Annotated in this window: 20 protein-coding genes and 1 pseudogene; 13 read left to right on the top strand and 8 right to left on the bottom strand. The window is 60.8% G+C overall.

Annotated elements, in window-relative coordinates:
* The first annotated feature begins 51 nt into the window (after positions 1-51).
* The 3 genes from A3AY_RS0119060 (at position 52) to A3AY_RS0119045 (ending at position 2,805) form a co-directional block, all read left to right on the top strand.
* The gene (locus tag A3AY_RS0119060; RefSeq protein WP_018327266.1) at positions 52-975 is read left to right on the top strand and encodes a 2-hydroxyacid dehydrogenase; all 924 of its coding nucleotides are present in this window, start codon (positions 52-54) and stop codon (positions 973-975) included.
* Between the two features lie 28 nt (positions 976-1,003).
* Positions 1,004-1,357: a cupin domain-containing protein gene (locus tag A3AY_RS0119055; protein ID WP_018327265.1), complete on the top strand. Its 354-nt coding sequence runs from the start codon at positions 1,004-1,006 to the stop codon at positions 1,355-1,357.
* Between the two features lie 398 nt (positions 1,358-1,755).
* Positions 1,756-2,805 (top strand): tartrate dehydrogenase, encoded by a 1,050-nt coding sequence (locus A3AY_RS0119045; protein WP_018327263.1) that lies wholly within the window; start codon positions 1,756-1,758, stop codon positions 2,803-2,805.
* Positions 2,806-3,087: 282 nt separating this feature from the next.
* Here A3AY_RS0119045 and A3AY_RS0119040 read toward each other — a convergent pair whose 3' ends face one another.
* Entirely contained in the window at positions 3,088-4,032 is a 945-nt protein-coding gene (locus A3AY_RS0119040) for a LysR family transcriptional regulator (protein WP_018327262.1), read from the bottom strand.
* Between the two features lie 102 nt (positions 4,033-4,134).
* Here A3AY_RS0119040 and A3AY_RS0119035 point away from each other — a divergent pair, with 102 nt between their 5' ends.
* From A3AY_RS0119035 to A3AY_RS0119010, 6 genes are all read left to right on the top strand, one after another.
* Positions 4,135-5,205 (top strand): 4-oxalomesaconate tautomerase, encoded by a 1,071-nt coding sequence (locus tag A3AY_RS0119035; protein WP_018327261.1) that lies wholly within the window; start codon positions 4,135-4,137, stop codon positions 5,203-5,205.
* A 57-nt stretch (positions 5,206-5,262) separates the two neighbouring features.
* Positions 5,263-6,234 carry a Bug family tripartite tricarboxylate transporter substrate binding protein gene (locus A3AY_RS0119030; RefSeq protein WP_018327260.1) on the top strand — a complete coding sequence of 324 codons (972 nt, stop codon included), beginning with the start codon at positions 5,263-5,265 and terminating at the stop codon, positions 6,232-6,234.
* Positions 6,235-6,237: 3 nt separating this feature from the next.
* Positions 6,238-6,789, top strand: coding sequence for a tripartite tricarboxylate transporter TctB family protein (locus A3AY_RS35555; protein WP_026203613.1), 552 nt, complete (start codon positions 6,238-6,240; stop codon positions 6,787-6,789).
* A 1-nt stretch (position 6,790) separates the two neighbouring features.
* Positions 6,791-8,293, top strand: a complete 1,503-nt coding sequence (locus tag A3AY_RS0119020; protein ID WP_018327258.1) for a tripartite tricarboxylate transporter permease — start codon at positions 6,791-6,793, stop codon at positions 8,291-8,293.
* A gap of 67 nt (positions 8,294-8,360) precedes the next feature.
* On the top strand, positions 8,361-9,635 hold the full coding sequence (locus A3AY_RS0119015) for an ATP-grasp domain-containing protein (protein WP_018327257.1): 1,275 nt from the start codon (positions 8,361-8,363) through the stop codon (positions 9,633-9,635).
* Positions 9,636-9,765: 130 nt separating this feature from the next.
* Positions 9,766-12,357 carry a CoA-binding protein gene (locus A3AY_RS0119010; RefSeq protein WP_245275935.1) on the top strand — a complete coding sequence of 864 codons (2,592 nt, stop codon included), beginning with the start codon at positions 9,766-9,768 and terminating at the stop codon, positions 12,355-12,357.
* Positions 12,358-12,823: 466 nt separating this feature from the next.
* Here A3AY_RS0119010 and A3AY_RS0119005 read toward each other — a convergent pair whose 3' ends face one another.
* The 7 genes and pseudogenes from A3AY_RS0119005 to A3AY_RS0118960 form a co-directional block, all read right to left on the bottom strand.
* Positions 12,824-13,396 (bottom strand): NADPH-dependent FMN reductase, encoded by a 573-nt coding sequence (locus tag A3AY_RS0119005; RefSeq protein WP_018327255.1) that lies wholly within the window; start codon positions 13,394-13,396, stop codon positions 12,824-12,826.
* An 81-nt stretch (positions 13,397-13,477) separates the two neighbouring features.
* On the bottom strand, positions 13,478-14,146 hold the full coding sequence (locus A3AY_RS0119000; protein WP_018327254.1) for a nitroreductase: 669 nt from the start codon (positions 14,144-14,146) through the stop codon (positions 13,478-13,480).
* A gap of 384 nt (positions 14,147-14,530) precedes the next feature.
* A pseudogene (locus tag A3AY_RS35550) lies at positions 14,531-14,968 on the bottom strand (hypothetical protein); the annotation flags it as partial.
* Between the two features lie 306 nt (positions 14,969-15,274).
* Positions 15,275-15,976: a response regulator transcription factor gene (locus A3AY_RS0118975; RefSeq protein ID WP_018327251.1), complete on the bottom strand. Its 702-nt coding sequence runs from the start codon at positions 15,974-15,976 to the stop codon at positions 15,275-15,277.
* A gap of 1 nt (position 15,977) precedes the next feature.
* The gene (locus A3AY_RS0118970) at positions 15,978-16,355 is read right to left on the bottom strand and encodes a response regulator (RefSeq protein WP_018327250.1); all 378 of its coding nucleotides are present in this window, start codon (positions 16,353-16,355) and stop codon (positions 15,978-15,980) included.
* Complete coding sequence (locus A3AY_RS0118965) at positions 16,348-16,998, bottom strand: response regulator transcription factor (protein WP_018327249.1); 651 nt, start codon at positions 16,996-16,998, stop codon at positions 16,348-16,350. Before A3AY_RS0118965 ends, A3AY_RS0118970 begins: the two co-directional genes overlap by 8 nt.
* Entirely contained in the window at positions 16,995-20,996 is a 4,002-nt protein-coding gene (locus A3AY_RS0118960) for a PAS domain-containing protein (RefSeq protein ID WP_018327248.1), read from the bottom strand. The genes A3AY_RS0118965 and A3AY_RS0118960 overlap by 4 nt, the downstream gene beginning before the upstream one ends.
* Positions 20,997-21,343: 347 nt before the next feature.
* Between A3AY_RS0118960 and A3AY_RS0118955 the strand changes: the two genes are divergently transcribed.
* From A3AY_RS0118955 to A3AY_RS35545, 4 genes are all read left to right on the top strand, one after another.
* Positions 21,344-22,303: an MBL fold metallo-hydrolase gene (locus tag A3AY_RS0118955; RefSeq protein ID WP_083925991.1), complete on the top strand. Its 960-nt coding sequence runs from the start codon at positions 21,344-21,346 to the stop codon at positions 22,301-22,303.
* 797 nt (positions 22,304-23,100) lie between these two features.
* A complete protein-coding gene (locus A3AY_RS0118950) occupies positions 23,101-23,505 on the top strand; it encodes a cupin domain-containing protein (protein WP_018327246.1) in 405 nt (134 codons plus the stop codon).
* A gap of 98 nt (positions 23,506-23,603) precedes the next feature.
* Positions 23,604-23,813 (top strand): hypothetical protein, encoded by a 210-nt coding sequence (locus A3AY_RS0118945; protein ID WP_018327245.1) that lies wholly within the window; start codon positions 23,604-23,606, stop codon positions 23,811-23,813.
* 41 nt (positions 23,814-23,854) lie between these two features.
* Positions 23,855-25,168 carry an alpha/beta hydrolase gene (locus A3AY_RS35545; RefSeq protein WP_040668963.1) on the top strand — a complete coding sequence of 438 codons (1,314 nt, stop codon included), beginning with the start codon at positions 23,855-23,857 and terminating at the stop codon, positions 25,166-25,168.
* The last annotated feature ends 320 nt before the right edge of the window (positions 25,169-25,488 follow it).

Raw genomic sequence — 25,488 nt, 5'->3', positions numbered from 1 at the left:
ACGCACCGTGTCGGACGCGGATGCAACAGCCGACCTAACGAGAGATTACCAATGACTTTGCTATTCAACTCCGACGCCAAGCGCGGCCTTATCTTCCGGGAAGCTTTCGCGCGTGAGCTTCCGGAGGTTCCCTTTTCCATGGACCCGGCAACCGTCGATCCCCACGACGTCCGTTACCTGATAACCTGGACGGCGCCCGACGACCTCCACCGTTACTCCAATCTGGAGATCCTCTTTTCAATCGGCGCCGGCGTCGATCAATTTCAGATTGACCGCCTGCCGGAGAATGTGAAGCTGGTGCGCATGGTCGAGGATGGCATCATCCGCATGATGCAAGAATATGTGACGCTTGCAGTGTTGGCGCTGCACCGCAATCTTCCAGCCTATCTTTTCCAACAGAAAAACCACATTTGGCAAGGCATTCCGCAGGCGCTTGCAGCAGACCGGACCGTCGGCGTTCTCGGCCTGGGGGCACTGGGCAGTGCTGTACTCGGTCGCCTCAAGCCTTTTGGATTTTCCTTGTCCGGATGGAGCCGCAGTCCGCGCGAAATCGAAGGTGTGGCCACCTATAGCGGACAGGAGGGGTTGCAAGATTTTCTCAGGGGCATCGATATTCTGGTCTGTCTGCTACCATTGACGGAAGAAACGCGCGGCTTGCTGAATTCGGATCTGTTCGCCATGCTGCCGGACGGTGCCAGTATCATCCATACCGGACGCGGCCCGCAGCTCGATCATGCCGCTTTGGTCGAAGCACTTGACAGTGGTCATCTGGCGGGTGCCGTCATCGACGTAACGGACCCGGAACCGCTGCCTCCCGGCCATGCCTTCTGGTCGCATCCGAAGATCATACTGACGCCACATATTGCGAGCGTCACCCAGGCGGACACGGCTGCGCGCGCCGTCATCGACAACATCAAGCTCCACCGCACAGGTCTCGATCCGATCGGCCTGATCGACCGGACCCGCGGCTACTGATCTGACAATCAACCAAGAAAGGTTATCCATGACTCTGCTGCAAACCATCGACACCAATCCTGCCGCCACGCCGCGGGAATCGAAGCCCTTGCCGGAACGCCTCATCAGCGGCGACCCGTCCTTCAAAACCTGGCCACAGGACGTAACCCGCGGCGAGATGATCCACACTGGCATCTGGGAAGCGACGCCAGGCGAGACGCGCTCGATCAAGGGCGAGACCTTTGAGTTCTGCCACATCCTGTCCGGCATCATTGAGATCACGCCCGACGATGGGGAGCCGATGCTTTACAAGGCGGGGGACAGCTTCATCATGAAGCCCGGCTTTACCGGCGTCTGGAAAACCATTGAGACAGTCCGCAAGATCTACGTCACCATCATGTGACACGATTCCACCCTGCTCGCTTCGTAACTACGGCGGCCCGGCATGCTGATGCCGCGCTGCAGCCCCGAAGATTCAACTGGCGGGACTTTGTAGAACGACGTTTTCGTCCGTCTGCGGCCGCCAGTCGACACATGATGCGGTGGAACTGACAGTAATCTTGTGCAACTTATCAAAAGGATACGCCATGATCCTCAGCTCGGACCCAGACACGCTTTCACTGCCGAAGAGCATTTCACCTGCGCCAGGCTTGCTGACCATTCGATCTACGGCCTGGCGGCCGGCCTTTTCACTCGCGACCTCTTGCCCGCCATCGACGCGGTGGCTGCAGAATCTCGGCCGCGAAGTTCATTTCGCCAACCGCTAGAGCAAGAGCGTGCTCATTAGCCTAAGGATAACCGATGAAGACCTACAAAATTGCCCTTCTGCCGGGCGACGGTATAGGCCGTAACGTGACCGATGCGGCTTGGGCAGTCCTTGAACAAGCCGCCCATATAGGTGGCTTTTCTTTGGCCAAGACCAGCTATCCGTGGTCTTGCGACTATTATCTCCAACATGGCACCATGATGCCGATTGATGGCATCGATACCCTGAAAACTTTCGACGCAATCCTGCTCGGCGCAGTCGGCTGGCCAGCGCAAGTGCCGGATTCGGTCTCACTACACGGGCTTCTCCTGCCCATCCGCAAGGCCTTCGTCCAATATGCCAACATCCGCCCCCACCGACTTCTGCCTGGCGTTCAAGGTCCGCTAAAGGCGGACGCCTTCGACATTCTCTGCATTCGCGAAAACACCGAGGGTGAATATTCCGGCGCTGGCGGCCGCGTGCATCAGGGCGCCGACAACGAGGTGGCGATCGAGACCTCGATCTTCACCCGCAAGGGCATAGAGCGCATCCTGCGCTTCGGCTTCGAGCAAGCGCGTGGACGGCGCGGAAAGCTCGCTTCCGTCACCAAGTCCAATGCACAGAAATATTCAATGGTGTTCTGGGACGAGATCACCCATGCGCTTGCGCGCGAGTATCCAGATGTCGAGGTGACGAGCTACCATATCGATGCTATGGCCGCGCGCATGGTCATGGCGCCGGAAAGCCTCGACGTAGTGGTCGCCTCAAATCTGTTCGGCGACATCCTTACAGACCTTGGCGCCGCCATTCAGGGCGGGCTTGGTTTCGCCGCCTCCGCCAATATCAATCCGGACCGCTCGGCGCCATCCATGTTCGAACCGGTCCACGGGTCGGCACCAGACATCGCCCATCTCGGCATTGCCAACCCGATCGCCGCCATATGGTCGGGCGCGATGATGCTGGACCACCTTGGCGAGAAAACCGCCGCTGGCAATGTCATGGCCGCGATCGAGGCGACAACTGCACGCGGTATCGGCGCTGTGCCTGGCAAAGACAAGACAGAAGCAATCACCACAGCAGTCCTTTCCGGCTTGGCTGACAGATGACACGATGAACGAGCTGACGACACCAGCCTGTTCGCGAGATGGGCTCGTCGGTGGCGAATGGCGCGGTGCAGCTGCAGCGGGACAATCGTGGGTATCGTCCCGGACATTGACGGCGGTCGTACCCGCGCTGTAATCGCGGGGGCTCAAGGCGTTCTGATTTGGCCCAGGAAGAGGTATGCCGAACGTGCCGCTTGCTCCGACCTGACATGATTGAACGATATCAGTTCTTGCGAGATTGCTGGCACAGCGCGAAACCCCGCGAAATCGATCGAGGACATCGTTTCACGCCCCTCTCTCGCTGCGAGATCGCGCTATCTCTGCCGCGCCGCCGCGCCATTCGTTGATCAGCATGTCGCGGAACCGCAGGGCCGAGGGCGACAGCCGCACACCTCGGCGTTCAACCAGACCAATCGATCGCACAACTATCGGGTTTTCCAACTGTACTGTCGCGATCAGCGGGTGTTCGCGTTGCGGCGTGGCAAGCCGGGGCAGGACCGAAATGCCCAGTCCGGCCTCGACCAGTCCCAAAGATGTCGACAGGTGGTTCACCTCGTAAAACCAGTTCAGGTTCAGCCGCAGGTCTGCCATTGCCAATGCTTGGTCCAACACCGCGCGGTTGCCTGATTTCTTGGACACGCCGATCAGCGGCTGCCCCTCCAGCGCCGACCATGGCAGGGTTTTTTCCGAAGCAAACGGATGGTCACGTCGGCAAGCAAGGACGAACGGATCCTCCATCAGCGGCGTGAAGGTCAAATCGTCCCGCGTCGCCCCCGTGATGTTGATCCCGAATTCCACCTCGCCATTGGCTACGGCATCAAGACCTTCATTGGCTGACAAGTCCATGATACGAAAACGGATTCCGGGAAAACGATGGTTGAAGGCCTCGATCACGCGCGGCAGAAAGTAGAACGCGGCGGTTGGCACCGAAGCCAGCGTGACCTGAGCGCGATGTCGCCCGCCCAGCTCGGAAATCGACAGGATCGATTCCTCAAATTCATCAACCAGGCGACGAACCAGCGGGGCCAGTTCGCGCCCGATCTGAGTGGGCGCGACTCGCCGTGTCGTGCGTTCTATCAGTTGCGCGCCTACAGCCTCTTCGAGTCCGCGGATGCGCCGCGAAAGCGCCGGCGGCGACAGATGCAGCACCGTTGCAGCCTCGTGAAACGACGACAGGTCGAGGACCGCTAGAAAGGCACGTAAGTCCAGAAATTCGAAATTATTCCGCATTACTGAATAATGTACGAATTCTTTGCAATTAACAACACAGTTGTTTTGGCTCACTCTAGTCCTTGGGAGACGACGCGATCTTGCCGCAGGAGAGAATCACACATGGACGACCAGATACGCATTCCTTGCGTGCTGATGCGCGGCGGCACCTCGAAAGGTCCGTTCTTTCTGAACAGCGATCTGCCCAGCGACCCGCGGCAACGTGACGAGTTGCTGATCGAGATGATGGGATCGGGCCACCCGCTGGAAATTGACGGGCTTGGCGGGGGTAATTCGCTGTCATCCAAGGTCGCCATTGTCGGGCCGTCGACGCGCGACGGAGCCGATGTGGATTACCTGTTCGCGCAGGTGAAGGTTTTGGAGCGCGCGGTCGATACCGGGCCGAACTGCGGCAACATGCTGTCGGCGGTCGGGGCCTTTGCCATCGAAAAGGGGCTGATTTCGGCGCAGAGGGGCGAAACTAGCGTGCGGGTGCACAATGTGAACACCGGCAAGATCATCGAGGCGCGGATTCAGACGCCGGGTGGCGAGCTGCGCTATCAGGGCGAAACCGCGATCGACGGCGTTCCGGGCACTGCCGCGCCGGTCTATCTTGCCTTCCTTGAAGCAGTGGGGGCAAAGACTGGTATGCTGTTGCCGTCGGGCACACCGCAGGAAATCATCAACGGCGTCCCCGTCTCGTTGGTCGACGGCGCAACCCCCGTGGTCATCGCGCGGGCCGAGAATTTCGGACTGACCGGGTCCGAAAGCGCGGCGGAACTGGATGCCAGCGCGGAATTCATGGCCCAGCTTGAGGAAATTAGGATCGACGCAGGGCGGCGGATGGGTCTTGGCGATGTCCGCGACTCGGTTCTGCCCAAACCCGTGTTGATCGGGACGCCGCGCAACGGTGGCACGCTGGCCGTGCGCTATTTCACGCCACATGCCTGCCACACGTCGCTGGCCACAACCGGGGCCGTGTCGATTGCCATTGCTGCGACGCTGCCCGACAGCATTGTCGGCGCCATGCTGCCCGAACTGAACTTTCCGGCCGACCTCACGCTGGAACATCCGACCGGGCGAATAGATGTCCGTGTCGAACGGGACGAAACGACGCTTGACCCCGTCGTCTTCATCACCCGCACCTGCCGGCGACTGTTTGAAGGAGCTGCGCTGGTTCGGCGCAAAAACTGACTAAGCTGTGGGCGCTGTGTGGCGTCGCAGACTGTTTTACCAAGGGAGGAAGAACACATGCTTAAATTCACTCGTCGATTTTCGCTTGCCGTGAGCGTGGCGACTATATCGCTTGCCGCGCTGCCCGCCATGGCGCAGGACTATCCGTCCAAGCCGGTGACCATCGTTGTGTCCTATGCCGCGGGTGGCGGCACCGACGCCATCGCGCGCGTCTTTGCAGCGCGGTTTGAAAAGGCGCTTGGCGGTCGCGTCATCGTGGAAAACCGTCCGGGCGCCGCGGCCAACATGGGCACCGATGTCGCCGCCAAATCCGATCCCGACGGCTACACGCTGCTGATCGGCAACCAGGGTCCAATGGTCGTCAACCCGCATATCTTCAAGCTGCGTAACGACCCTGCCGAGACGCTGGACCCCATCGCCATGATCGCCGACGCCACGCTGGTCGTCGTCGCCGGCCCGCGCCTGCAAGTCCATTCGATGCAGGAACTGCTGAAGCAGGCGAAGGCAGGCGAGCTGGTCTATGGCTCGGCGGGCAATGCCTCGGCCAGTCATGTCGCCACGCTCTTGATGGGCCAGATGGCCGAAATCAAGCTGAAGCACGTACCCTATAAAGGCGCTGGCCCGGCGATTAACGACCTGTTGGGCGGTCATATCGACTTCATGGTGACGACCGTGCCGTCGGTGATCGGTCTGATTCAGGATGGCACGCTGAAGGCGCTGGCCGTGACCGGCAAAGACCGCTTTGCTGCGTTGCCCGAGGTGCCGACCGTAGCAGAATCCGGCCTGCCCGAATACAGCGCCTCGGCTTGGTATGGTCTTTTGGGACCCAAAGGTCTGCCGGAGGATGTGCGCACCAAGGTGGCCGATGCCACCGCTAAAACGCTCGCCGATCCGGCCTTCATTGAGAGCCTGCGAAAGGACGGTGGCGTTCCGTCGCACCTCGTCGGACAGGCGTTTGCCGACTTCATGGCTGCCGAGCGCACGCGGTGGGGCGAGGTCGTCAAGGCCGCAGACATCAAGGTGGAATAAGCCATGACCCAAGAGGTTATCCACGTTGATCTCCCCGCTCGTCCTCCAACCCCGCCTGCCTCCCCGCCGTCGTACCCATGGCTCGGCCGCGAAAGGCTGGCTGGTCTCAGCCTCGTGGTATTTGGCCTCTTCGGGCTTTGGGCCGGTTCCGACCTGCCCTTCCAAGGCGAGGGTGGCGTCGGCTCGGGCCTGTTGCCGCGCGCATTGTCGATCATGATCATCCTGTTGGGGCTGATGCAGATCGCGGTGACATGGAATGACCGGGCGGAAACCACCGGAAGCTGGCCCATTCGGGACATGCTGCCGGTTCTGATCGGCGTCTTCCTGTTCGCAATCACCATCCGCGGCTATGACTTCGGGGCGTTTTCGGTGCCGGTGCTGGGCATGGCGGTGGCGACGCCTCTGTCGATCATATTCTCCGGCATCGCTGCCAAGGATGTGCGCTATGGCGAACTGCTGATCTTCGCGGCGATCCTGACCGTGGTCTGCATCGCCCTGTTCCGTTACGCGCTTGGGCTGTCGCTGGCTGTAGCGCCGTGGTTGATCGGATACTGACATGATGGCCATGTTTGAACATCTGGGTCTCGGGCTTTCGGTAGCCTTTACCCTGCAAAATATCTTCTTCTGCTTCATCGGCTGCCTGATCGGCACGCTGGTAGGCGTGTTGCCGGGCGTAGGCCCGGTAGCGACAATCTCGATCCTCTTGCCGGTCACGCTGTCGCTGGACCCGACCGGCGCGCTGATCATGCTTGCCGGCATCTATTACGGCGCGCAATACGGCGGCTCGACCACGGCAATCCTGGTCAATATCCCCGGCGAGGCGACGGCGGTGGTCACCGCCATCGACGGGCATGAGATGGCCAAGAAGGGGCAGGCGGGTCTTGCACTGGGGCTGGCGGCGATCGGCTCTTTCATCGCGGGCACCTTCGCGACCATCGTCATCGCGGCGCTGGCAATGCCGATGACCAAGCTTGGGCTGCTGTTCGGCCCCGCAGAATACTTTTCGCTGATGATTATGGGTCTGGTGCTGGCGGTGGTCTTGGCGCATGGCTCTCTCGTCAAGGCGCTGGCGATGATCGTCGCGGGGGTTCTGCTGTCCTGTGTCGGCGCGGATATGGAAACCGGGCGCGAACGGATGACCTTCGGGCTGCAAATGCTGACCGACGGCATCGAGTTCGTGGTGCTGGCAATGGGCGTTTTCGGCTTTGGCGAAATCTTCAAGAACCTCGCCGACCCGGAAAAGCGCGACGTTATGCGCGGCACGATTGGACGGCTGCTGCCGACCCTGAAAGAACTGCGCCAAAATCTTGGGGCGATCTTGCGCGGAACCGGCCTTGGCTCGATCCTGGGCGTGCTGCCGGGCAATGGCGCGATCCTTGCGCCCTTTGCCAGCTATGCGCTGGAAAAGCGGATTTCAGACCGGCCACAGGATTTCGGCAAAGGTGTGCCGCAAGCTGTCTCCGGCCCGGAATCGGCCAATAACGCCGGAGCGCAGACCTCGTTCATCCCGCTGTTGACATTGGGACTGCCGCCGAACGCTGTCATGGCGCTAATGGTCGGCGCGATGATGATCCAGGGCATCGTCCCCGGCCCGCAGGTTATTCAGAATAACCCTGACCTGTTTTGGGGTCTGGTCGCGTCGATGTGGATTGGCAACCTGATGCTGGTCGTCATCAACCTGCCACTGATCGGTGTGTGGGTGAAGCTGCTGAAGGTGCCCTACCGCCTGCTGTTTCCGGCGATCGTGGCCTTCTGCTGCATCGGCCTGTTCTCGATCTCGAACGACGCGGGTCAGGTCATCATGGCGGGCATCTTAGGGCTGCTGGGCTTTGCGCTCTACAAGTTGCAGTTCGAGGCGGCACCGCTTGCCCTTGGCTTCGTGCTGGGCCGCCTGCTCGAGGAAAAGCTGCGTCAGGCGCTGATCATCTCCGACGGCAGCATGACCACCTTCCTGACCTCGCCGCTATCGGCTGTCCTGCTGATGATCGGCCTTGTCGCGCTGATCATTGCTGTCCTGCCCTCAATGCGCAAATCGCGCGACGAGATCTTCACGGACTGATGACTTGCGGACACGGCCTTCGGGCCGTGTTCCTTCTTGCATATTTCAGGTACCACAGGAGGAACTCATGGAAGTGACCGGAATGCTCACGGGTGCACAATTGCTGGCCCATGTCGGCTTTCCTGCGACCGAGGTGCTTGGACCCGATGCGTCCGAAGACCAGATCCAGGCGATGATCGACCGCCACGGCCTTGTCTTCGTCAAGCCCGTCTTTCGCGGCGGCGTCGGCAAGAAGGGCAAGGCCGGGTTGATCGGCAAGGCCCGCGACCTGCGCACGGCACTGGCCGAAAAGGAACGGCTGTATTTCGCGGAACACCGCCACGGTAACGCCACCGCCAAGGCCAATGGAGTCACCTTCGAAGCGGGCGTTCCGGCCGAGCATGAGATCTATTTTTCGATCGCCGACGACACCCGATATCGTGCACCGACCATGACAATCACCCACCGCGGGGGTGTTGATATCGAAGAGCTGGACAAGACCGAAATCGTCTCGATCCCCTTCGATGCCCTGACCGGGTTAAAGGCGTTTGTCGTGGCCAATGCGCTGACCGATATCGGCGCGCCGAAAGAGGTGATTTCGCCGCTGGTCCAGCATCTGCCAAAGTTGTGGGAACTGGTGCACCACTACGGAATGACCACGCTGGAGCTGAACCCGATCCGCATGCGGCCGGGCAAGGAAGGGCGCTTGACGCCGATTGCCTGTGACTTCAAGTGCGCGTTCGATCGCGACGATCCTCGTGTTAGTCGCCTGGGCCTGCCGCCGCATCTTTTTGCTGCCGACATTTCGGATTTCGAACAAGAAGTGAATCAGCTGCGGACCCACCAGGGTCAATCGGATGTGTTCGTGATCAACGAAGCCGGCAGCATCCTTGCTCCGACTTTTGGCGGCGGCGCAAACAGCCTTGTGACCGAGGTACTGGGCGAGGCGGCGATCATCTCGTCCGATTTTGGCGGTAACCCGCCCTATGAGAAAATGAAGGCGGTGGCCGCGATTTGCTATCGCCATTTCCTGAAACAAACCAACGTGCTGTTCATCATCGGCGGCAAGTCGAACAACACCGATATCCTCGAAACCTTTCGGGGCATGGGCGACGCGCTGCGAGAACATTTTGCCAAGCATGGACCGGTACCCCTCTACGTCGTCGTCGGGCGCGGCGGTCCGAACCTGGTGCGCGGCATGGGCAATTTGGCCGATACGCTGGACAGTCTGGGCGTGCCGTACCGCTTCTTCGGCTTCGACAGCGCGATTTCCGAGGTCGTGAACTACGCCAAGCGCATCGACCACTGGATGCGCGCCGGCGGGCGCGAGCAGATCGCACGCTCCATGAACATCGCGGCCTAGGGAGAAAGCCATGCGACAACAAGCAATTTCCGGCCTTCCCTATTTCCTTGGCCTGGACCGGCTCGAAGCCATCGCCTCACCGGAGGATCGTGTTTGCGTGCTAAACATCCTTGGCGGCGAAAGCCGCACCGTGACCCCGGTCAGCAATGGCTATTCCGGCGGCAACGTTGTCTTCGGCACCTCGCCCGGCCGTTCGGGTCAGGTGCTGAAGACGCCTGCCGGCGATATCCCGGTGTTCAACACCGTGCTGGAGGGCATTCGCGCCGGTCACAGCTTCAACACTGGCGTGGTCTACCTGCCGCCAGCTGGTGTGCGGGACGGCGTGGCAGAACTGATCCGAGTAAATCCCTACCTGCGCAAGATTATCATCATAACCGAAAAGATCGCCGTGCATGACGCACGCGAAATTCGGGCGATAGCGCAGGCGAATGGCATTGATATCATCGGCGGCAATTGTCTTGGCGTGGCCGACAGCTGGAACCGCGTCCGCATCGGCGGCGCCTTGGGCGGCGATCACCCCGAGGAGTCGCTAGTCAAGGGCTCGGTCGCGATCTTTTCCAACTCGGGTGGCTTCACCACGACCATTGCACAATACCTGACCACGGCGGGTTGGGGCACGACGACGCTGATCTCGTCGGGCAAGGACGTCTATATCCAATATGCGGCGCGCGACTTTGCGCTGGCCTTTGCCAAGGATCAACGCAGCAAGGCGGGGGTGCTCTACGCCGAACCGGGCGGTTATTACGAAAAGAACATCGACTGGCAGAAGCCGGTCGTGGCCTGCGTCGTCGGCCGCTGGAAGGCCAAGCTAACCCGCGCCGTCGGCCATGCCGGAGCGATGGCCGGCTCGGGCGACAGCGCCGAGGACAAGGAACGCTGGTTCATGGAGGCATTCAGAGTCGACGGAATCTACACGCCTGAAACACCGCATGTTTCCGCAAAGGGAGCCCTTGTCACCAATATCGCCGATATTCCAGCGGCCCTGACAGCCGTGATGGCGCTGAACGGCATCCACCCGGATTTCGCTCCGCGCGGATCCTTGTCGCTCAAGCCGTGGATCGCCAACGATCAGGGGCTGACACTGCCCCCCGATCTGGTCCTTCCTACGGTCGTCGCGCCACCGCCTTACGGTGAACAGATCGCCGTCCGGTCGCAGCAGATCGGCGCGGTGATGGCGCGGCAGTCGATGAAGGACGCCTCGGGCGCATCGCTGATGGACCCGCAGACGCAGGTAACCAGCGTCCACGGCCACCGCGTGCTGGATCTGGCGCTGCAACCTCTTGAGGCGATGTTCGCGCTACCGTTGGTCCACGAAATCGCCGATGCTCATGACCGAGCCTTACTGGACGTGGCCGTGGCGGCCGAGGTCAATCTGGTCGGCGACCCGATCCTGCTGGCTGCGGATGCGGCGCGCGATGCCGGAAACTCGCCCAATACGATCATGTCGGTGGCGGCGGCGATCACCGGCCCGCGCCGGGTTGAACGCGCGCTGGCATGTGCCCGTGCGCTGATCACGTTGTTCGCCCAATCCGGCCTGTGCGACGGCCGGGACGACGACTTCGACGTGTCGGATATCTCGGTGGATAATGAAACCCGAGCACTGTTCCTTGCCACGCCCCAGGATGCAGATGATCCCCGACCCGAAGCCATGCTGGCCGCTATCGAGGCGCGGGGCGGTAAGTCGGTGTTCCTGCGGTTTTTGCTGGGCTTTGGCCAACGGCTGTCGCGCGACGCAATCTTGGCCGCGATCACCACTACCATCGCCTGGGGTCCCTTGGCTCGCAAGCGCATCAGCCGTCTGACGGCCGAGACGCTGCCATGGTATCTGCGGCTTTACGGTGTCATGGTCGGCGCGACCATTCCGGGCGAGCATCACCGCTCTGGCAGCCTGTGGGGTATTCCGCGCGAGGAACGTTTCTCGCAATGGACCATGGCAGATATCTGCTGTCTGGCGATGACCGGCAAGAAGCCAGATCCCACCGAGGCGCTTTACGTCCAGATCCTCATCGGCCTTCTAATCTCGAACGGGCCGGGGTCGATCACGGCACAGGGGGCAAAGGGCGCGGTGTCCGCCGACGGTCCGCAGACGCCCGGCCGGGTGCAGATCAACAAGGCGATGGTCGGCTTCCTGACCCATTCCGGCTATAGCCACGGCGGTAACGGCTTCGAGGGCATGGCATTCTTGCTGGAGCAGTTCCGCGGTAAGGGGCTGGAGGACCCGACAGATCCCGCGCATGGGCTCGATCTGACTGCGATGGCACGGGATTTCGCGCTGGCTTACAAGCGGGAAAAGGCGCAAGCCAAGGAACTGGGAACAGAGGTCCGCGCGCTGCCTGGCGTCCACCATCCGGTCTTTAAGGGGAAATCGGAAAACTTCGACCCGCGCGAACGTTTTATCGCGAAATTCATGGAGGAACGCGGCGAATACAACGTTTTCCACCGTTTCTATCGCGAGCTAGTGCGCCAGCTTTATGAGGTAGGGGCCAGCCGTTATGTATTCTGCGTGAACGTCGATGCGATCATCGCGGCGCTGCTGCTGGCGGTGCTGTGGAAGGATCATCAGGCCGGCAAGATGACCGACCGCAATCTTGAAACCGCCGCCTTCACCACCTTTCTGTTCGGCCGGATGATCGGTGCAGCGGCGGAAATCGACGACCACCTCAATCGGGGCCGGAACATGGACACGCGCACGCCAGCCTCGGCCTGCAAGCACGTCGTCTAAGACGGGCTTCAGCCATCAGGTCCGCGCCTGGTGGCTCACTCAGCATGTTCAACCTTGCGCCCCGCGCGCCTTTGTTTGTTCGCGCGTGGCGGCCTCGGCCCGGTTGGGATCAAAGAAGGACCCCGCTGGGCCGAGACGATGCCCGGATCGCTAATCATAGCAGCTCACTTCGTCAAACGCTCGTAACCTTCTGCCAGAAAACCGCCGCTTTTGTCTCTACCTCAATCCGCAAGTCGCCAAATTGTCCCATAAGGGCTAGTTGAAAGTCTGGTCTCGCTTGGAGTCCAAGCCGTCTCCCCTCAAACACCCCTTCCCGCCACGATTTTGATTAGTGTACGGAAGCTGGCGTCGCCGTCGAGCTACACTTCACGTGGCGCGCCAAGCCCAGCCCTTGCGCGCCCAGTGGAAGAGTTGCCTCAACATGGTGGAAACATCCCGTGGCATCGCGTCGCAGTATCAAGGGTCTCTAAGCATCTTTCGGCAGCACTGAGCGAACCCTTGCGATGAAAACATGGAAGTCCTTCATGAACGTGCGAAGAAATTCGGCGGTGGAGTCGTTCGTGACCTCGCCGTCATCGGTGATCAGCCCCGGTGTGAACTGAATGTAGGCTTCCGGGGCATTCATCTGGGGAGAGTTGCAGAAACTGAGCACGCTGCGCAAGTTCTGCTGGGCGACGGCTGTGCCTATCGCGCCCGGTGACGTGCCGATCACCGCCGACGGCTTGCGTGTGAACGAGTTGGTTCCATAGGGGCGGCTCGCCCAGTCGATTGCGTTCTTCAGCCCGCCGGGGATCGAGCGATTGTATTCGGGCGTGACGAACAGCACGGCGTCGACGGCCGCGATTGCTGCCTTGAATACCCTGCCGGCCGGAGGGTAGTCGGCGTCATAGTCGTAGCTGTAGAGTGGCAGGTCCTTGAAGGATATCTCCGACATTTCAAGTTCCTGCGGGGCGAACCGCACCAACGCCTTGGCGAGCTTGCGATTGATCGAGCCCTTGGCGAGGCTGCCGATGAGATAACCGACTTTATGCGTGGTCATGGCGTTCTCCAATATCTCGCGTGATAACGGACCTATGATACGCGGAGATCACAGAAGGGTCTCTTGTTCATTGAGCGCAAATCATTCATCGCCGAGGAAGGTGACTGTCTCGGCGAGTGCGGCGCGGCCTGTACGGGCGTAACCCACCGCGGGGTCCTCGTACCCGATGGACATGCCGCAGAAGAGGATGAGCCCGTCCGGGGGTGACAGGGCCTCCGCGACCGTCTCGCGAACCTGCGACCACGCCATCTGCGGGCAACTGTGCAGACCTTCGGCGCGCAGCAGCAGCATGACGGTCTGCAGGTACATGCCGACGTCGGCCCATTGCGGCAGGCCCAGGTCATGGTCGATGTAGCAGAACAGGGCCGCGGGGGCGCCGAAACAGTTCCAGTTGGCGATAGCTGCCCGCTGGCGCGCCTCCCAGTCCTCACGCGCAATGCCGAGCGCGCTGTAGCGCTCCTTGCCGAAGGCGGATCGGCGCTCCCCGTACGGGGACTTCAGCGCGGGCGGGTACATCTCGTACTGCCGCTTGTCCCAGGCGTCGCCATGGGCCACGCGCTCGACGGCTGATGTCTTGAGCTCCGCCAGCGGTGCGCCGGTCATGACATAGGTATTCCACGGCTGGATGTTCGATCCTGATGGCGACCAGGCTGCGGCCGTCAGCACGCGCTCGAGGACCTCCCTTGCCACAGGCTTGTCCTTGAATCCGCGCACCGACCGGCGGCTTGTGACTGCCTCATATACATCCATGCTCGCCTCCATCTGCCGGCCGTTCGTTTCGTCCGTTTCTGATGTGGTTCATTATCTCCGTTCGCAATGGAGACGAAATCACACCGTGGTCTAGGAGGCTTACACCCAACGTCCATGTCCGCGAAGGACCGCAGGAACCCATGGTCAGTGCATCCCGGCCTTGCTGAGAAGCCGCCGGACGGTCTCAGCTTGGCGCTTGCGGTTCTGGATGATCCCGCATGGCCGCCGCGCCATGCCTCGGAGTGCCCTGTCGAAGATTGGCTGACATTTCTCGGCCACCGATGGAACGCGCTGATCCTCTGGCATCTTTCGGCACGGTCGATGGGATTTCGGAGTTGATGGAAATTGAAACCTAAGATGAAAGATATTGTCGAAATCAGACGTTTAGCTCTCGATGAGATGCGAACTGGAGCCGCGTAGATGGCGACCGCACCCTGCCGGCAAGAAGCTGCGGCTGGTGGCGATCAGGGCATGGGCGGCATCGCGGAGCAAACCGGTCGGCCTCGCCGAGCTCGAAGACTGCGTGCTGACAAAAGCGCCGTTGATCAGCACCGCGAGTTGCCCGGCAAGCCGGTCGGGTACAATTCCCGCCAATCTCCCGGCGATGGCCTTCAGGCGCCGCCGCCGTTCACGCATGTGGGCTTCGGCGACCTTGCGGGCGGGGTGACCGGCTTCCGGAAATCGGCTGCCGTGTTGATCTGCGGGCAACCCCGGCAATTGTCCCGCCCGACCCGTTCGCCGATCCACTCGAAATGGGCGTCGAGTTCGGCCAAGGCGTCGTCCGCGTGCTGGTCGGTCACCATGGTCCCAAGTGCTCCAAAACCTCGCGCTTGAGAAAGGCATCTCCCTACACGATGCCAAGATAGGGAGATTTCCAATCGTATCGATAACCAATGGCGGAGCCAGTGGTCATGATTGTTGTGATGAAGATGAATGAGCCGATTTCCAGCGCGGATTTCCACAATCGGCTTCCTGCGCGGGCATGGTCGCCTTGATGGGACTAGTGAACTGGCGATCACGACGATTTTCCCAAGCTGCCCTTGAAACTTCGGCGAAATTCCGGCGCAAGCGAACGTTGGGAAATCTGTTCAAACGCTCGCCAAATTTGTTTAGGCTGCCACTCGCACGCTAGGCGGATCGGTTCAGGCGAACACCAGCCTCGTGCATCGATACAGGCAGAGTTCCCCAGGCCCGGATCAACTCACCGATGGAATTGACCTCCATCTTACGCATGACATTGCTGCGATGCAGCTTGACGGTCACTTCGCTGATGCCGAGATCGAAGGCGATTTGCTTGTTGAGGCGCCCGCGCGCGACTTCGTACAGAACCTCGCGCTCGCGGTGGGTGAGCATTTCAACACGTTCGATATTGCGTTTGGCAATCGCCGCTTCCGCCCGTCGCGTGGCATCCATGGCAATACCTGCGGTCACGGCGTCGAGCAGCGTTTGGTCCCTTACCGGCTTGGTGAGAAAATCCACGGCGCCGGCTTTCATCGCCTGGACGGTCATCGGGATATCGCCATGTCCGGTCAGGAAAATGATCGGCTTGGGATTGCCGCTCTCGGTCAAATGGCGTTGCAGATGAAGTCCGCTCTCTCCCGGCATGCGCACGTCGAGGATCAGACAGCCGGGATTGTCCAGAAGGCCGGCATCAAACAATTCGCGCGTCGATCCAAAACTGACCGACTGCAAGCCAGCCGACAGGATCAGCTCCGACAGCGCCTCTCGAACGGAGGCGTCGTCGTCGACAATGATGACAAGCGGTTGGTCCGTGACACCTCCTTGCTGCGGCGACGACGATCCGCGCGGGAAATACTGGTCAACTCTCATGTCACCCTCCATTTCTCGATTTGTTTAAGGCATCGGCAATAGCCGCAAGCAGGGCCTGGGCATCGAAGGGCTTGCGGAAAAATCCACTGATACCCTGCGCCCTTCCCTGATCGGCTATTTCATGTCGGCCCGTGATCAGGAACACCGGCAGTTCTGGACGTGATTTCTTAACCAGATCGCGAAGTTCAAACCCGTCCATGGCGGGCATTCCGATGTCCGTGATGAGCACATCGAGGTCCGCCAATCCGCTGCCGAGCAACGACGCGGCGGAGGGAAAGGCGCGAGCAAGGTAACCCGCCGATTCCAGCAGGTCGCCAACCGATTCGAGCAATCTTGGATCGTCATCGACGATTGCCACCACATGTCTTGTCTTATTCATGTTCATTCCCTTCCACCCGACGCGAGTGGGTAATCGGTACATCCAGTTTCTCCGCAATGCGCACCAGATCGGCGAGCGATGCCGCCGCCATTTTCTGCATCACATTCCGTCTATGGACCTGCAGCGTGACCTCGCTGATCCCGAGCTTGGCTGCCGCCTGTTTGTTGAGAAGACCGCTCACGACGAGCGGCAGCACGTCGCGCTCGCGCGGTGTCAAATTGAAATACCGTTGCCTCAACTCGCCGAGATCTGCGTTCTCCGCTCTTTTCTTTCGGTCCTCCGCGATCGCTGCCTGAATCGCCGCCAGGAGGTCGGCATCGCTGAAGGGCTTGGTTAGGAAGTCCACGGCTCCGCTCTTAATGGCACGCACCGAGGACGGAATATCGCCATGGCCCGTAATGAAGACGATCGGCGGGTGGCCGCCTTGCGCGATCTGCCTTTGAAGGTCGAGACCATTGATGTCGGGCAATTCGATATCGAGCACCAAACAAGCTGGGACATCCGGCTTGCTCGCGCACACATAGTCGCCGGCCGATCCGAACACCATGGCGCGCATGCCATGAGATTCGAGGAGCTCGATGAGCGCCTCCCGAATTCGCTCATCGTCATCCACGATGAAGACGGCATAATCATCGCGTGTCATGGCGCGGCCTTCGCTTCAGCCGGCAAGGTGAAGATGAATGTTGCACCATGCGCTTCGTTTTGCTCTGCCCACAATCGTCCGCCATGCGTTTCGACGATCGAGCGGCATATCGCCAGCCCCATGCCTAGGCCGTCTTCCTTCGTCGTGAAGAAGGGCTCAAACATTTTCTCCGGAAATTCGATGCCCGGGCCGCGGTCGCTGATTTCGGTCTGGATGAGGTCCCCGGTCTGGCGCACGCGCATCCCAAGCACTTTGTCGCTTGAAATGGAATCCATCGCCTCCATGCCGTTGCGCATGAGATTGACCAGGACCTGTTGAATCTGAACACGATCGATTGCGATATCCGGCAGGCCGTTGTCGATATTGACGTCCATCCGCACGCGATGCCGCAGCGCCTCGCTGGTCATGAGTTTATGTGCCTCGTTGACGACGTCGGACAGCGCCGCATGGGTCCTGGTTTCCGCCGATTGTTTGAACAGGGCGCGAATACGGCTGACGACCTCCGCCGCTGAGTTTGCATCCCGGACGATGCGCTCCACCGTGCGCTGCGCGCGTTCGATATTTGGCGGCGCGGCTGTGAGCCAGCGTTGACACGCATGGGAATTTGCCACGACCGCGGCCAGAGGCTGGTTGACCTCGTGGGCAATGGAAGCCGAGAGTTCCGCCAGACTGGCAGCCTGGCTCGCACGCGCGAGACTCTCCTGCGCGAGTCGCAACCTTTCCTCCGCCCGAACCTCGCCGTCAATATCCAGGCAGATGACATTCCACTGCACGATGGTGCCCTCGTCATCGCGCATCGGCGCGGCACGCGTCTCGACCCAGCGATATTCACCATCGAAACGCCGCAGGCGGTGCCTTCGCGCATAGGGCTCCCCCGTCGCCAGCGAGTAAGCATAGTTCTCCTTGACGCCGGTGACCTCATCCGGATGAACGCCCGCGTCAAGCGTGCCCTCCAACCGGGACTTTCCGGTCCCATCCAGCTCTTCGAGCTTATAGCCAAGGAAGTCGCGGAGCCGAGGATTGCGATAGACCGGTTCCCCGTCCGGCGCGGCACAGTCGATCATTGCCGGCAGCGTCTCAACAATCTGCCAGAGCGCGCGCTCTTTCTCGCGTAGCGCCTCCTGGACGCGCAGTTGATCGTCGATGTCATGCGAGAGACCAAACCATTGGACGATGCTCCCACTCTCATCTCTGAGTGGCTCCGCATTGCCTTGCATCCAGCGATAGACACCATCTGCACGCCGAAGACGATACTGCTTGGAGAAGCTCTCGCCGGTGATGAGCGAACGGTTGAGCGCCTCGCCAAGATCGTCCGCATCATCCGGGTGGACGGCAGCTTCTATGATGGCCGCCAATCGGTCCGTGCTCGGCTTCTCCAAATCCGCCAGGTTCAGGCCCAGAAAGTCTACCAGCCGGCTATTGAAAAAGGTCGGCTCGCCGTCGGGGCTCAGACGCCAAAGAAGGCTCGGGACCATGCTTACCAGCTGCGAGAGTTCTCGCTCGCGTTCCCGCACCGCCTGCTGCGCGCGTACCTCGTCATCAATATCGATGGCAGCCGCGTACCATTGCACAATCTCTCCGCTTTGATTCCGCAGCGGCTCCGCACGACCCTCCATCCAGCGATAGACGCCATCTGCACGACGTCGTCGATATCGTATCGTGTAGGACTCACCGGTGAGGAGAGCATGGCCAAGAACCTCCTTCATACGGGGTCCATCCTCGGGATGAACGGCTTGTCCTATGAGGGCCGACAAGCGACTCCTATCGAGATTGTCCCAACCCGCGACGTTCTCCAACCCGAGAGATTCCAAAGTACGCTTGCTGAAAAAAGTCGGCTCACCGTCGGGCGCCATACGTGCAATGTGAACTGGAACCATATCGACCAGCAGCGTTAGTTCCCGCTCCCGCTCCTGCAAGGCTTCCTGTGCCCGCACCTCAACCTCAATATCGAGAGCAACCGCGTACCACTGCACAATCGCTCCGCCTTGATCGCGTAGCGGCTCGGCGCGGCCTTCCATCCAGCGATATGCACCGTCCGCGCGACGCAGACGATATTTCCTGGAAAAGCTCTCGCCAGTGACGAGGCAGCGGTTGAGTTCATCGCCGAAATCTTTGGAATCTGCCGGGTGAATGGCGGCCGCGATCGCGGCCGCAAGCCGGGTCATTCCGGGCGTGTTCGTATCCGCTACGTCGATGCCGAGAAAATCGCTCAGGCGCTTATTGAAGAAGGTCGGCTCGCCGTCGCGCGTCAGACTGGCGATAGCGACCGGAACAACGTCGACAAGGAGCGCAAGCTGTTGCTCGCTTTGCCGCAGCGCCTCCTCGGCCCGCATCTGATCGTCAATGTCATGGCAAATGCCATACCACTGGATGATACAACCGGCCTGGTCACGCATAGGTTCCGCACGGCTCGACATCCATCGATAGCAGCTGTCGGCGCGACGCAGCCGATAGCGCATCGCGAAGCTACCGCCGGTGGCGAGACTCTGTCGGAGGGTACTCCGGAACTCCGTTTGATCCGCCGGATGGACGACAGTCTCAATGAACGCGTCCAGCCGGTTCATGCCGGGCTTGTCCATTTCCGCCGCATTAAGACCGAGGAAGTCGACCATACGTTTGTTGAAGAAGGAAAGCTCCCCATCCGGCCTCAGCCGCCAGACGTGGCTCGGAACCATATCCACGAGTTGCGAAAGTTCGCGTTCCCGGTCTTGCAATGCGTCCTGCGCCCGCACCATGTCTTCGATGTCAACGGACACGCCGTACCACTGGACGATCGCGCCGGACTCGTTGCGCAAAGGTTCCGCCCGGCTCTCAACCCACCGATGGGGGCCATTGGCTCGGCGCTGACGATATCTGCAAAAAAGAGACTCACCCGTCTCGAATGAGCGGGCGAAAGCCTCGTCCATGGCTACGCGATCATCCGGATGGACGACGGTGAGGGATCGCGACCCGTCGGGCGCGATCAGATCCTTCAGAGTGACACCTGTGACATCCATGACCCGCTTGTTGAGATAGCATGGAATTCCCTGCGGCGTCGTACACCAGATGAGAGTGGGAACCGCGTCAATAAGCTGCTGAAGTTGGTGTTCACTTTCACGCACTGTTAGCAGTGCCAGCTGGTACTGACGGGATATGGCAGCCACGATGAGTGCGGACAATGCAGAAACTGCGAGAAAGAGCTGCAGCATGATCTGCTTTTCTCGCTGCGCCTCTGGACTGCCGGCAAACTGACTGGTGCCGGATAATGTGAAAACGGCCGTGACCAGCGCGAGCAAGATCAGCGTAACGACGGCGCCTTTGAACTCAAAGCGGACGGCCGCCCAGAGAAGAGGCGGCATGGTGATGTAGGCGAATGGCAGGTAGCCGCTCAGAGAAAAGGCGGCGACACCGAGAAAAACCAATCCCAGGACACAGATTTCCATCCATTGCGCGGTGGAGAGATGATCCTTGCCGCGCCAGTTCTGAACCGCGACGAGCGTAAGCGGTGCGACGATCAGAACTCCCGTGGCGTCGCCGATCCACCACAGGGGCCATGCGGCGGTGACGGTTTGCGATTGGATGCCAAACCAGGCAAGCGTCACGCTTCCCACGCTCGCGCCCACTATCGGCGCAACCCCTGCGCCTAGCCCGACAAATGCGAGAACTTCCGGCAGACTCTCCAGACGGGCCGGCCCCCTCAACGCCCGGTGGATCAGCCATGCGCCGGTCATCGCCTCAAGGGCGTTGGCGACATAGATCAGGAAGGCTGCGGGCAGCGGACTGTGGAACCACACGGCATTGCTGAACATCTCGCTCGCACAGCCCACGAGCAGCCACCACGGCCAGCCGCGTCGGGGAGCCAGGACGAGGGTTGCCATAAAAAGCCCGCCCGGGGGCCAAATGGAAATGCCGGTTCCAGGCACGATCGCAAGCGACTGTGCGAATCCGCATCCAAGGACATAGGCGAGGCTAAAGAGCCCCAGATGCAAGAATTGGGGGCGGTGCGACCAGACGCTCATATCAGCTGCTCCTGCCGGACAAGAAAATCACGGGATGATCAGCCTAATCCTCCCCTGCCCCCCTCGCAACTTATGGAAATCCATGTATTGGGCGTCAATCACGCGGCTGCCGGAGAACGGCGTCGTGGTCACGGTTCCATCACGCCGCGCGCCTATTCGGCGGAAGAGAGCACTACGCCTTCGTGCAGCCTCTTCACTATCAAATGCTCGCTGCGCTACATCGGCAGCGCAGACCGCCCTATCCCAAGGTGTTGCCTTCCCTGCCCCCTGGTGCGGTCGACCGCCGACACGCTCCAACCTAGTGTAAGCGACGAGGCCTATCTCGATCCCGCAAACAGGAGCGCATCATGTCACAGGCAGAAGCAAAACCGCACATGAATAGCCAGCAGGACACAAAACCGAACTTGGATACAGCATCCCCCCGCAAGCCTGACGAATTGGTCCCCTCGCGTTACGCCATGCAGATCGGCGAGATTGAGGTGCTAATCGTTAGCGACGGGGTGCTGCCCCTTCCCACTGCCATGCTGGCCCACAACATCGACCCGGCCGAGCGGGCCCAGTGGCTGAAAGACATGTTCCTGCCGCCGGACGCTTACGACTGGGCACTGAACGTCGTGGTAGTGCGGAGCGGCGACCGGACCGTTCTTGTCGACGCCGGCCTGGGATTAGACCCCGATTTGAACCTCCCGCGGGCCGGGCAGTTGATCAAGCGCCTGGCCGACGCCGGCATCGATCTTGCCTCCGTCACCGACGTGGTTCTGACCCACATGCACATGGACCATATCGGCGGGCTGCTCATCGACGGCGTGAAGGAGCAACTGCGTCCGGATCTGCAGATCCATTTGGCGGCCGCCGAAGTCGAGTTCTGGCAGAAACCCGATTTCTCCCGTGTCTCCATGCCGACTGGGTTCCCGGACGCGCTTCGCTCAGCCGCCAAGCGGTTCATGAAGGAATATGCCAGCCAACTGCGGCCGTTCGATGAGCGGTGCGAAGTGGCGCCGGGCGTGGTTGCCCACCGCACCGGTGGCCACACGCCCGGGCATAGCGTGGTTCGCGTGGCATCCGGCGGTGACAAGCTGACATTTGCCGGCGACCTCGTGTTCGCGGTCGGGTTCGAACATCCCGAATGGTACAACGGCTTCGAGCACGATCCCGAGGAGGCGGCACGCGTTCGTATCCGTCTCTTGAAGGAACTTGCAGGAACCGGCGAATACCTGGTGGCCACGCACTTGCCGTTCCCGTCCGTCGGACATGTGGCAGTCGATCGGGGCGCCTTCCGCTGGGTCCCGGCCTTCTGGGACTATTGACCGCTTCTTAAGGACCCAGGTGGCGCCGGGCGTGCTCGCCCGTCGCACCGCGGCCGCATGCGTCTGAACAAGGCGCGGGTGTGACTGACGATGTCCGCCGAGTTGGGCGTTCGGATGCGGGTCCAGCGTCTTAAAGCCAACGTTGGCAGGCAAGCAAATTCGCCACGCAGCCGCCAACGGCTGGTTGACCCCATGGGCGATGGATGCGGAACGCGTCGGCGAGGCTACGCCACCGTTGCCGAAAAGAGCTTGGCTGTTGTTCTCCGAGATCACGAAACCTTACCGGACGAGGCGCTCATCGTCCGCACCCCTATGAACACCTGGCAGGACGCCGCCGTCATCGAGGAGATCGACCGCATCGCTCCCGGAGGGAGCCGGCATCACAGGAGACGCCTCGAACCCAACCCATGCCGGTCCGGGATGTCGCGGCAAAGACTGCGCGCGCTGCTCTTCGTGCGCCGCCATCGGCAGACTAACAATCGCAGATGCGGAAACCCTCAGCGATGAAACGGTCGTAGTCGACGCCAGCCGCGATCCCGGCGAGCCGATCACCGATCCCGAGGCACGCTACTTCGGCGTAAGTTTGTCCGACTTGCGGCTGCTGCGGGTCTATAGTGCGATACAGGATGCGGCCACGCTCGGCAGGCGGCCCGCCCCCCTCGCCTCGCCGGGTGAGAATTGGGTTTGCGCGACCCATTCGTAAGAGCTGACGCTGGAGCGAGACCCCGGCGTGTTAAGTGTACCCCGATTCTGCGGAAATCCCCGGACGATCCGCCTCGCACCACAAGGAAGCGACGATGAAAACCATCCTACGCATCATGCTCGTTTCGACCGCTGCCGGCGTTGGCGCCCTGCCAGTTGCAGCAGCAGAGGATAGCGCAAAGGTCACGCCACTGATGTCCAAGGATTTGCAAGATTACCCTGGAAAAGAGGGGCTGATGCTGTCGGTCGAGTATGAGCCCGGTGGCTCCTCCCCAATCCACCGACACAACGCCCACGCCTTCGTCTACGTCCTGGAGGGCTCGATCGTCATGCAGGTCAAGGGCGGCGAAGAGGTCACCGTTGCGCCCGGGGAAACCTACTACGAGAACCCCTCCGATATTCACCTCGTCAGCCGGAATGCGAGCAAGACGAGCCCAGCCAGATTCATCGTGGTCCTGCTCAAGAAGAAGGATGTTCCGGCTGTCATGCCGGTGGAGTGACGCGCGTCTGATCCGGGAAGGAAAGCAGCCATGCAGCCGCGTCAAAGTGCGGCTGCACTTGTTCGAGAGAAGCGAGAGCACAGGAGGGAAGAGCTGTCATGTCAGCATCCGTAGCTATCCAGCGCGCCATCGCCACGCTCGCGCGTCTGGTCCGCCGCCAGGACGATGTCCTGTCGATCATCCACGGCTTTGCCATCGCCCTCTGGGGCGCCATTGCTGGGCTGCTGCTGGTGAGCCTCATGCGGGCCGCGCCGCCGGGGCCCCTGACGCCTGGCCGAATGCCAGCCAAAGCGAGGGCGACCCATTGACGGCCGACAGCAAGGGGCACCGGCCGAGCCCGGATTGCACATTGAACAACTATTCTAAAAATTCACCAAAAACGCGACTGATCAATTTCGCGCTTTTGGTGTTTATGCTGCCGTTCCTTGTATTGTCGCCATCATGCTCAAACTCGCAGTACAGAACCGGCAAGCACCCGATCGCAGGAAAGGCGTCCGTTTCTCACGCCAAACAGGGCAAGCCACTCGGTATACTTTACGTGACCAACCGAGCGCCTTCCGCTTCGGTTGATGGCAAACTTTCCTACAGCTCGTTTCGCAGCCATTCCATGAGCTACGGTTCCGTGACGCTTGCCCGCAAGGGATCGTCGCTAGACGTCTTGCACATAACCAAACGAGGAGAGTTTCCGCAGTCGCCATACTCCATTGAACTCACCGGTCAAGGTCCCCGCCGGGTACCCGCCATTGTGGATGCGCATCTCCGGGCAGCCTCAGCATTGCAGGGTGAGGTGAACGATCGCCTTGCGAAGGCGAAACGCAAGGAGGTGGTTGTTTTCATTCATGGTTACAACAACAGTTTCGACGACGCGGCAAAAGCCACCGGAAAGATATGCAACACACTGTCCGTGGAGTTTGTGTGCGTGTCGCTGTCATGGCCCGCGGGCGGGGCGGGCGGCGCGTTCTATGGTTACAATATCGACCGGGAGTCCGGCGAGTTCGCTGTCCTGGATTTAAAGAAGGCCATTCGCACCCTCTCCGCAGCCAACCGCGTCAAGCGCCTCCATCTTATTGCACACAGCCGCGGTGCGGATGTTCTGCTCTCCGCCCTTTATCAACTCGGAATGGAAGGCTACATCACCCGGACGTCTCTCGGCGAGCGCTACAAAATCAACAATGTCGTGCTGTTCGCCCCCGACGTTGATCTGGATGTCGCCACAACAAAACTGTTCGGCTTCGTGTCTGATCCGGATGTTCCATTCGGAACACGAGCAAGTCCCTATGGCCTCCTGCCGCCCGTTGGCTCGCTGCATCTGACCGTCTATTCGTCCCCCAATGACAAGGCGCTCGCCCTCTCGAGTGCTCTGTTTGGAAGCGTTGTTCGGCTTGGGCGTTTGACGAGCACCAGCATAGGTTCCAAAGCGGCGAGCTCAAATGCGCTGTGGAGCAATTCACAGATATCGGGTGTCGCCGACTTCATCGAATACGTGGGAAACGCGGGCTTTTCGGGCCATAGCTACTTCCTGTCCGACCCGGCGGTTCAAAAAGATCTGGACGCCTTGCTAAGGGGGCGCCTCAAGGCCGGCGATCCCGGTCGACTACTGGTCGAAACGAAGCGTCCGTTTTGGAAATTTGTAGGCCGCACCCACCAAGCCATAAGAGACTGATTAACGGGCCCGCATGAGGCCCGACCGTGATCCTGCGCGACTTCCCGGCCGTCAGCCGTCCTGGCAATCTTCGGCCCCGTTGCGACGCTTTGCCGGCGCGCCACGCGACTGGCTCGCCGGCGCAAAAGAAGCTTCGCCATCCTCGCAAAGCTACTGAGCAGACGGTCGGCATGCGAAGCCGGCGCCAGCAAACTGTGACACCCGACGATCGTCGGGTGAGACGATATGCCTGTTCAAGAGATGTTGTCGACGCTTGATGCCCGGCGCACAACGGCAAGATCTGGCACATTTGGCGGCATATGCCTGAACGCATGGCAAGG

The sequence above is a fragment of the Rhizobium giardinii bv. giardinii H152 genome (genome assembly GCF_000379605.1).
Lineage (GTDB): Bacteria > Pseudomonadota > Alphaproteobacteria > Rhizobiales > Rhizobiaceae > Pararhizobium > Pararhizobium giardinii.
This window is presented reverse-complemented; position numbering and strand designations above follow the sequence as displayed.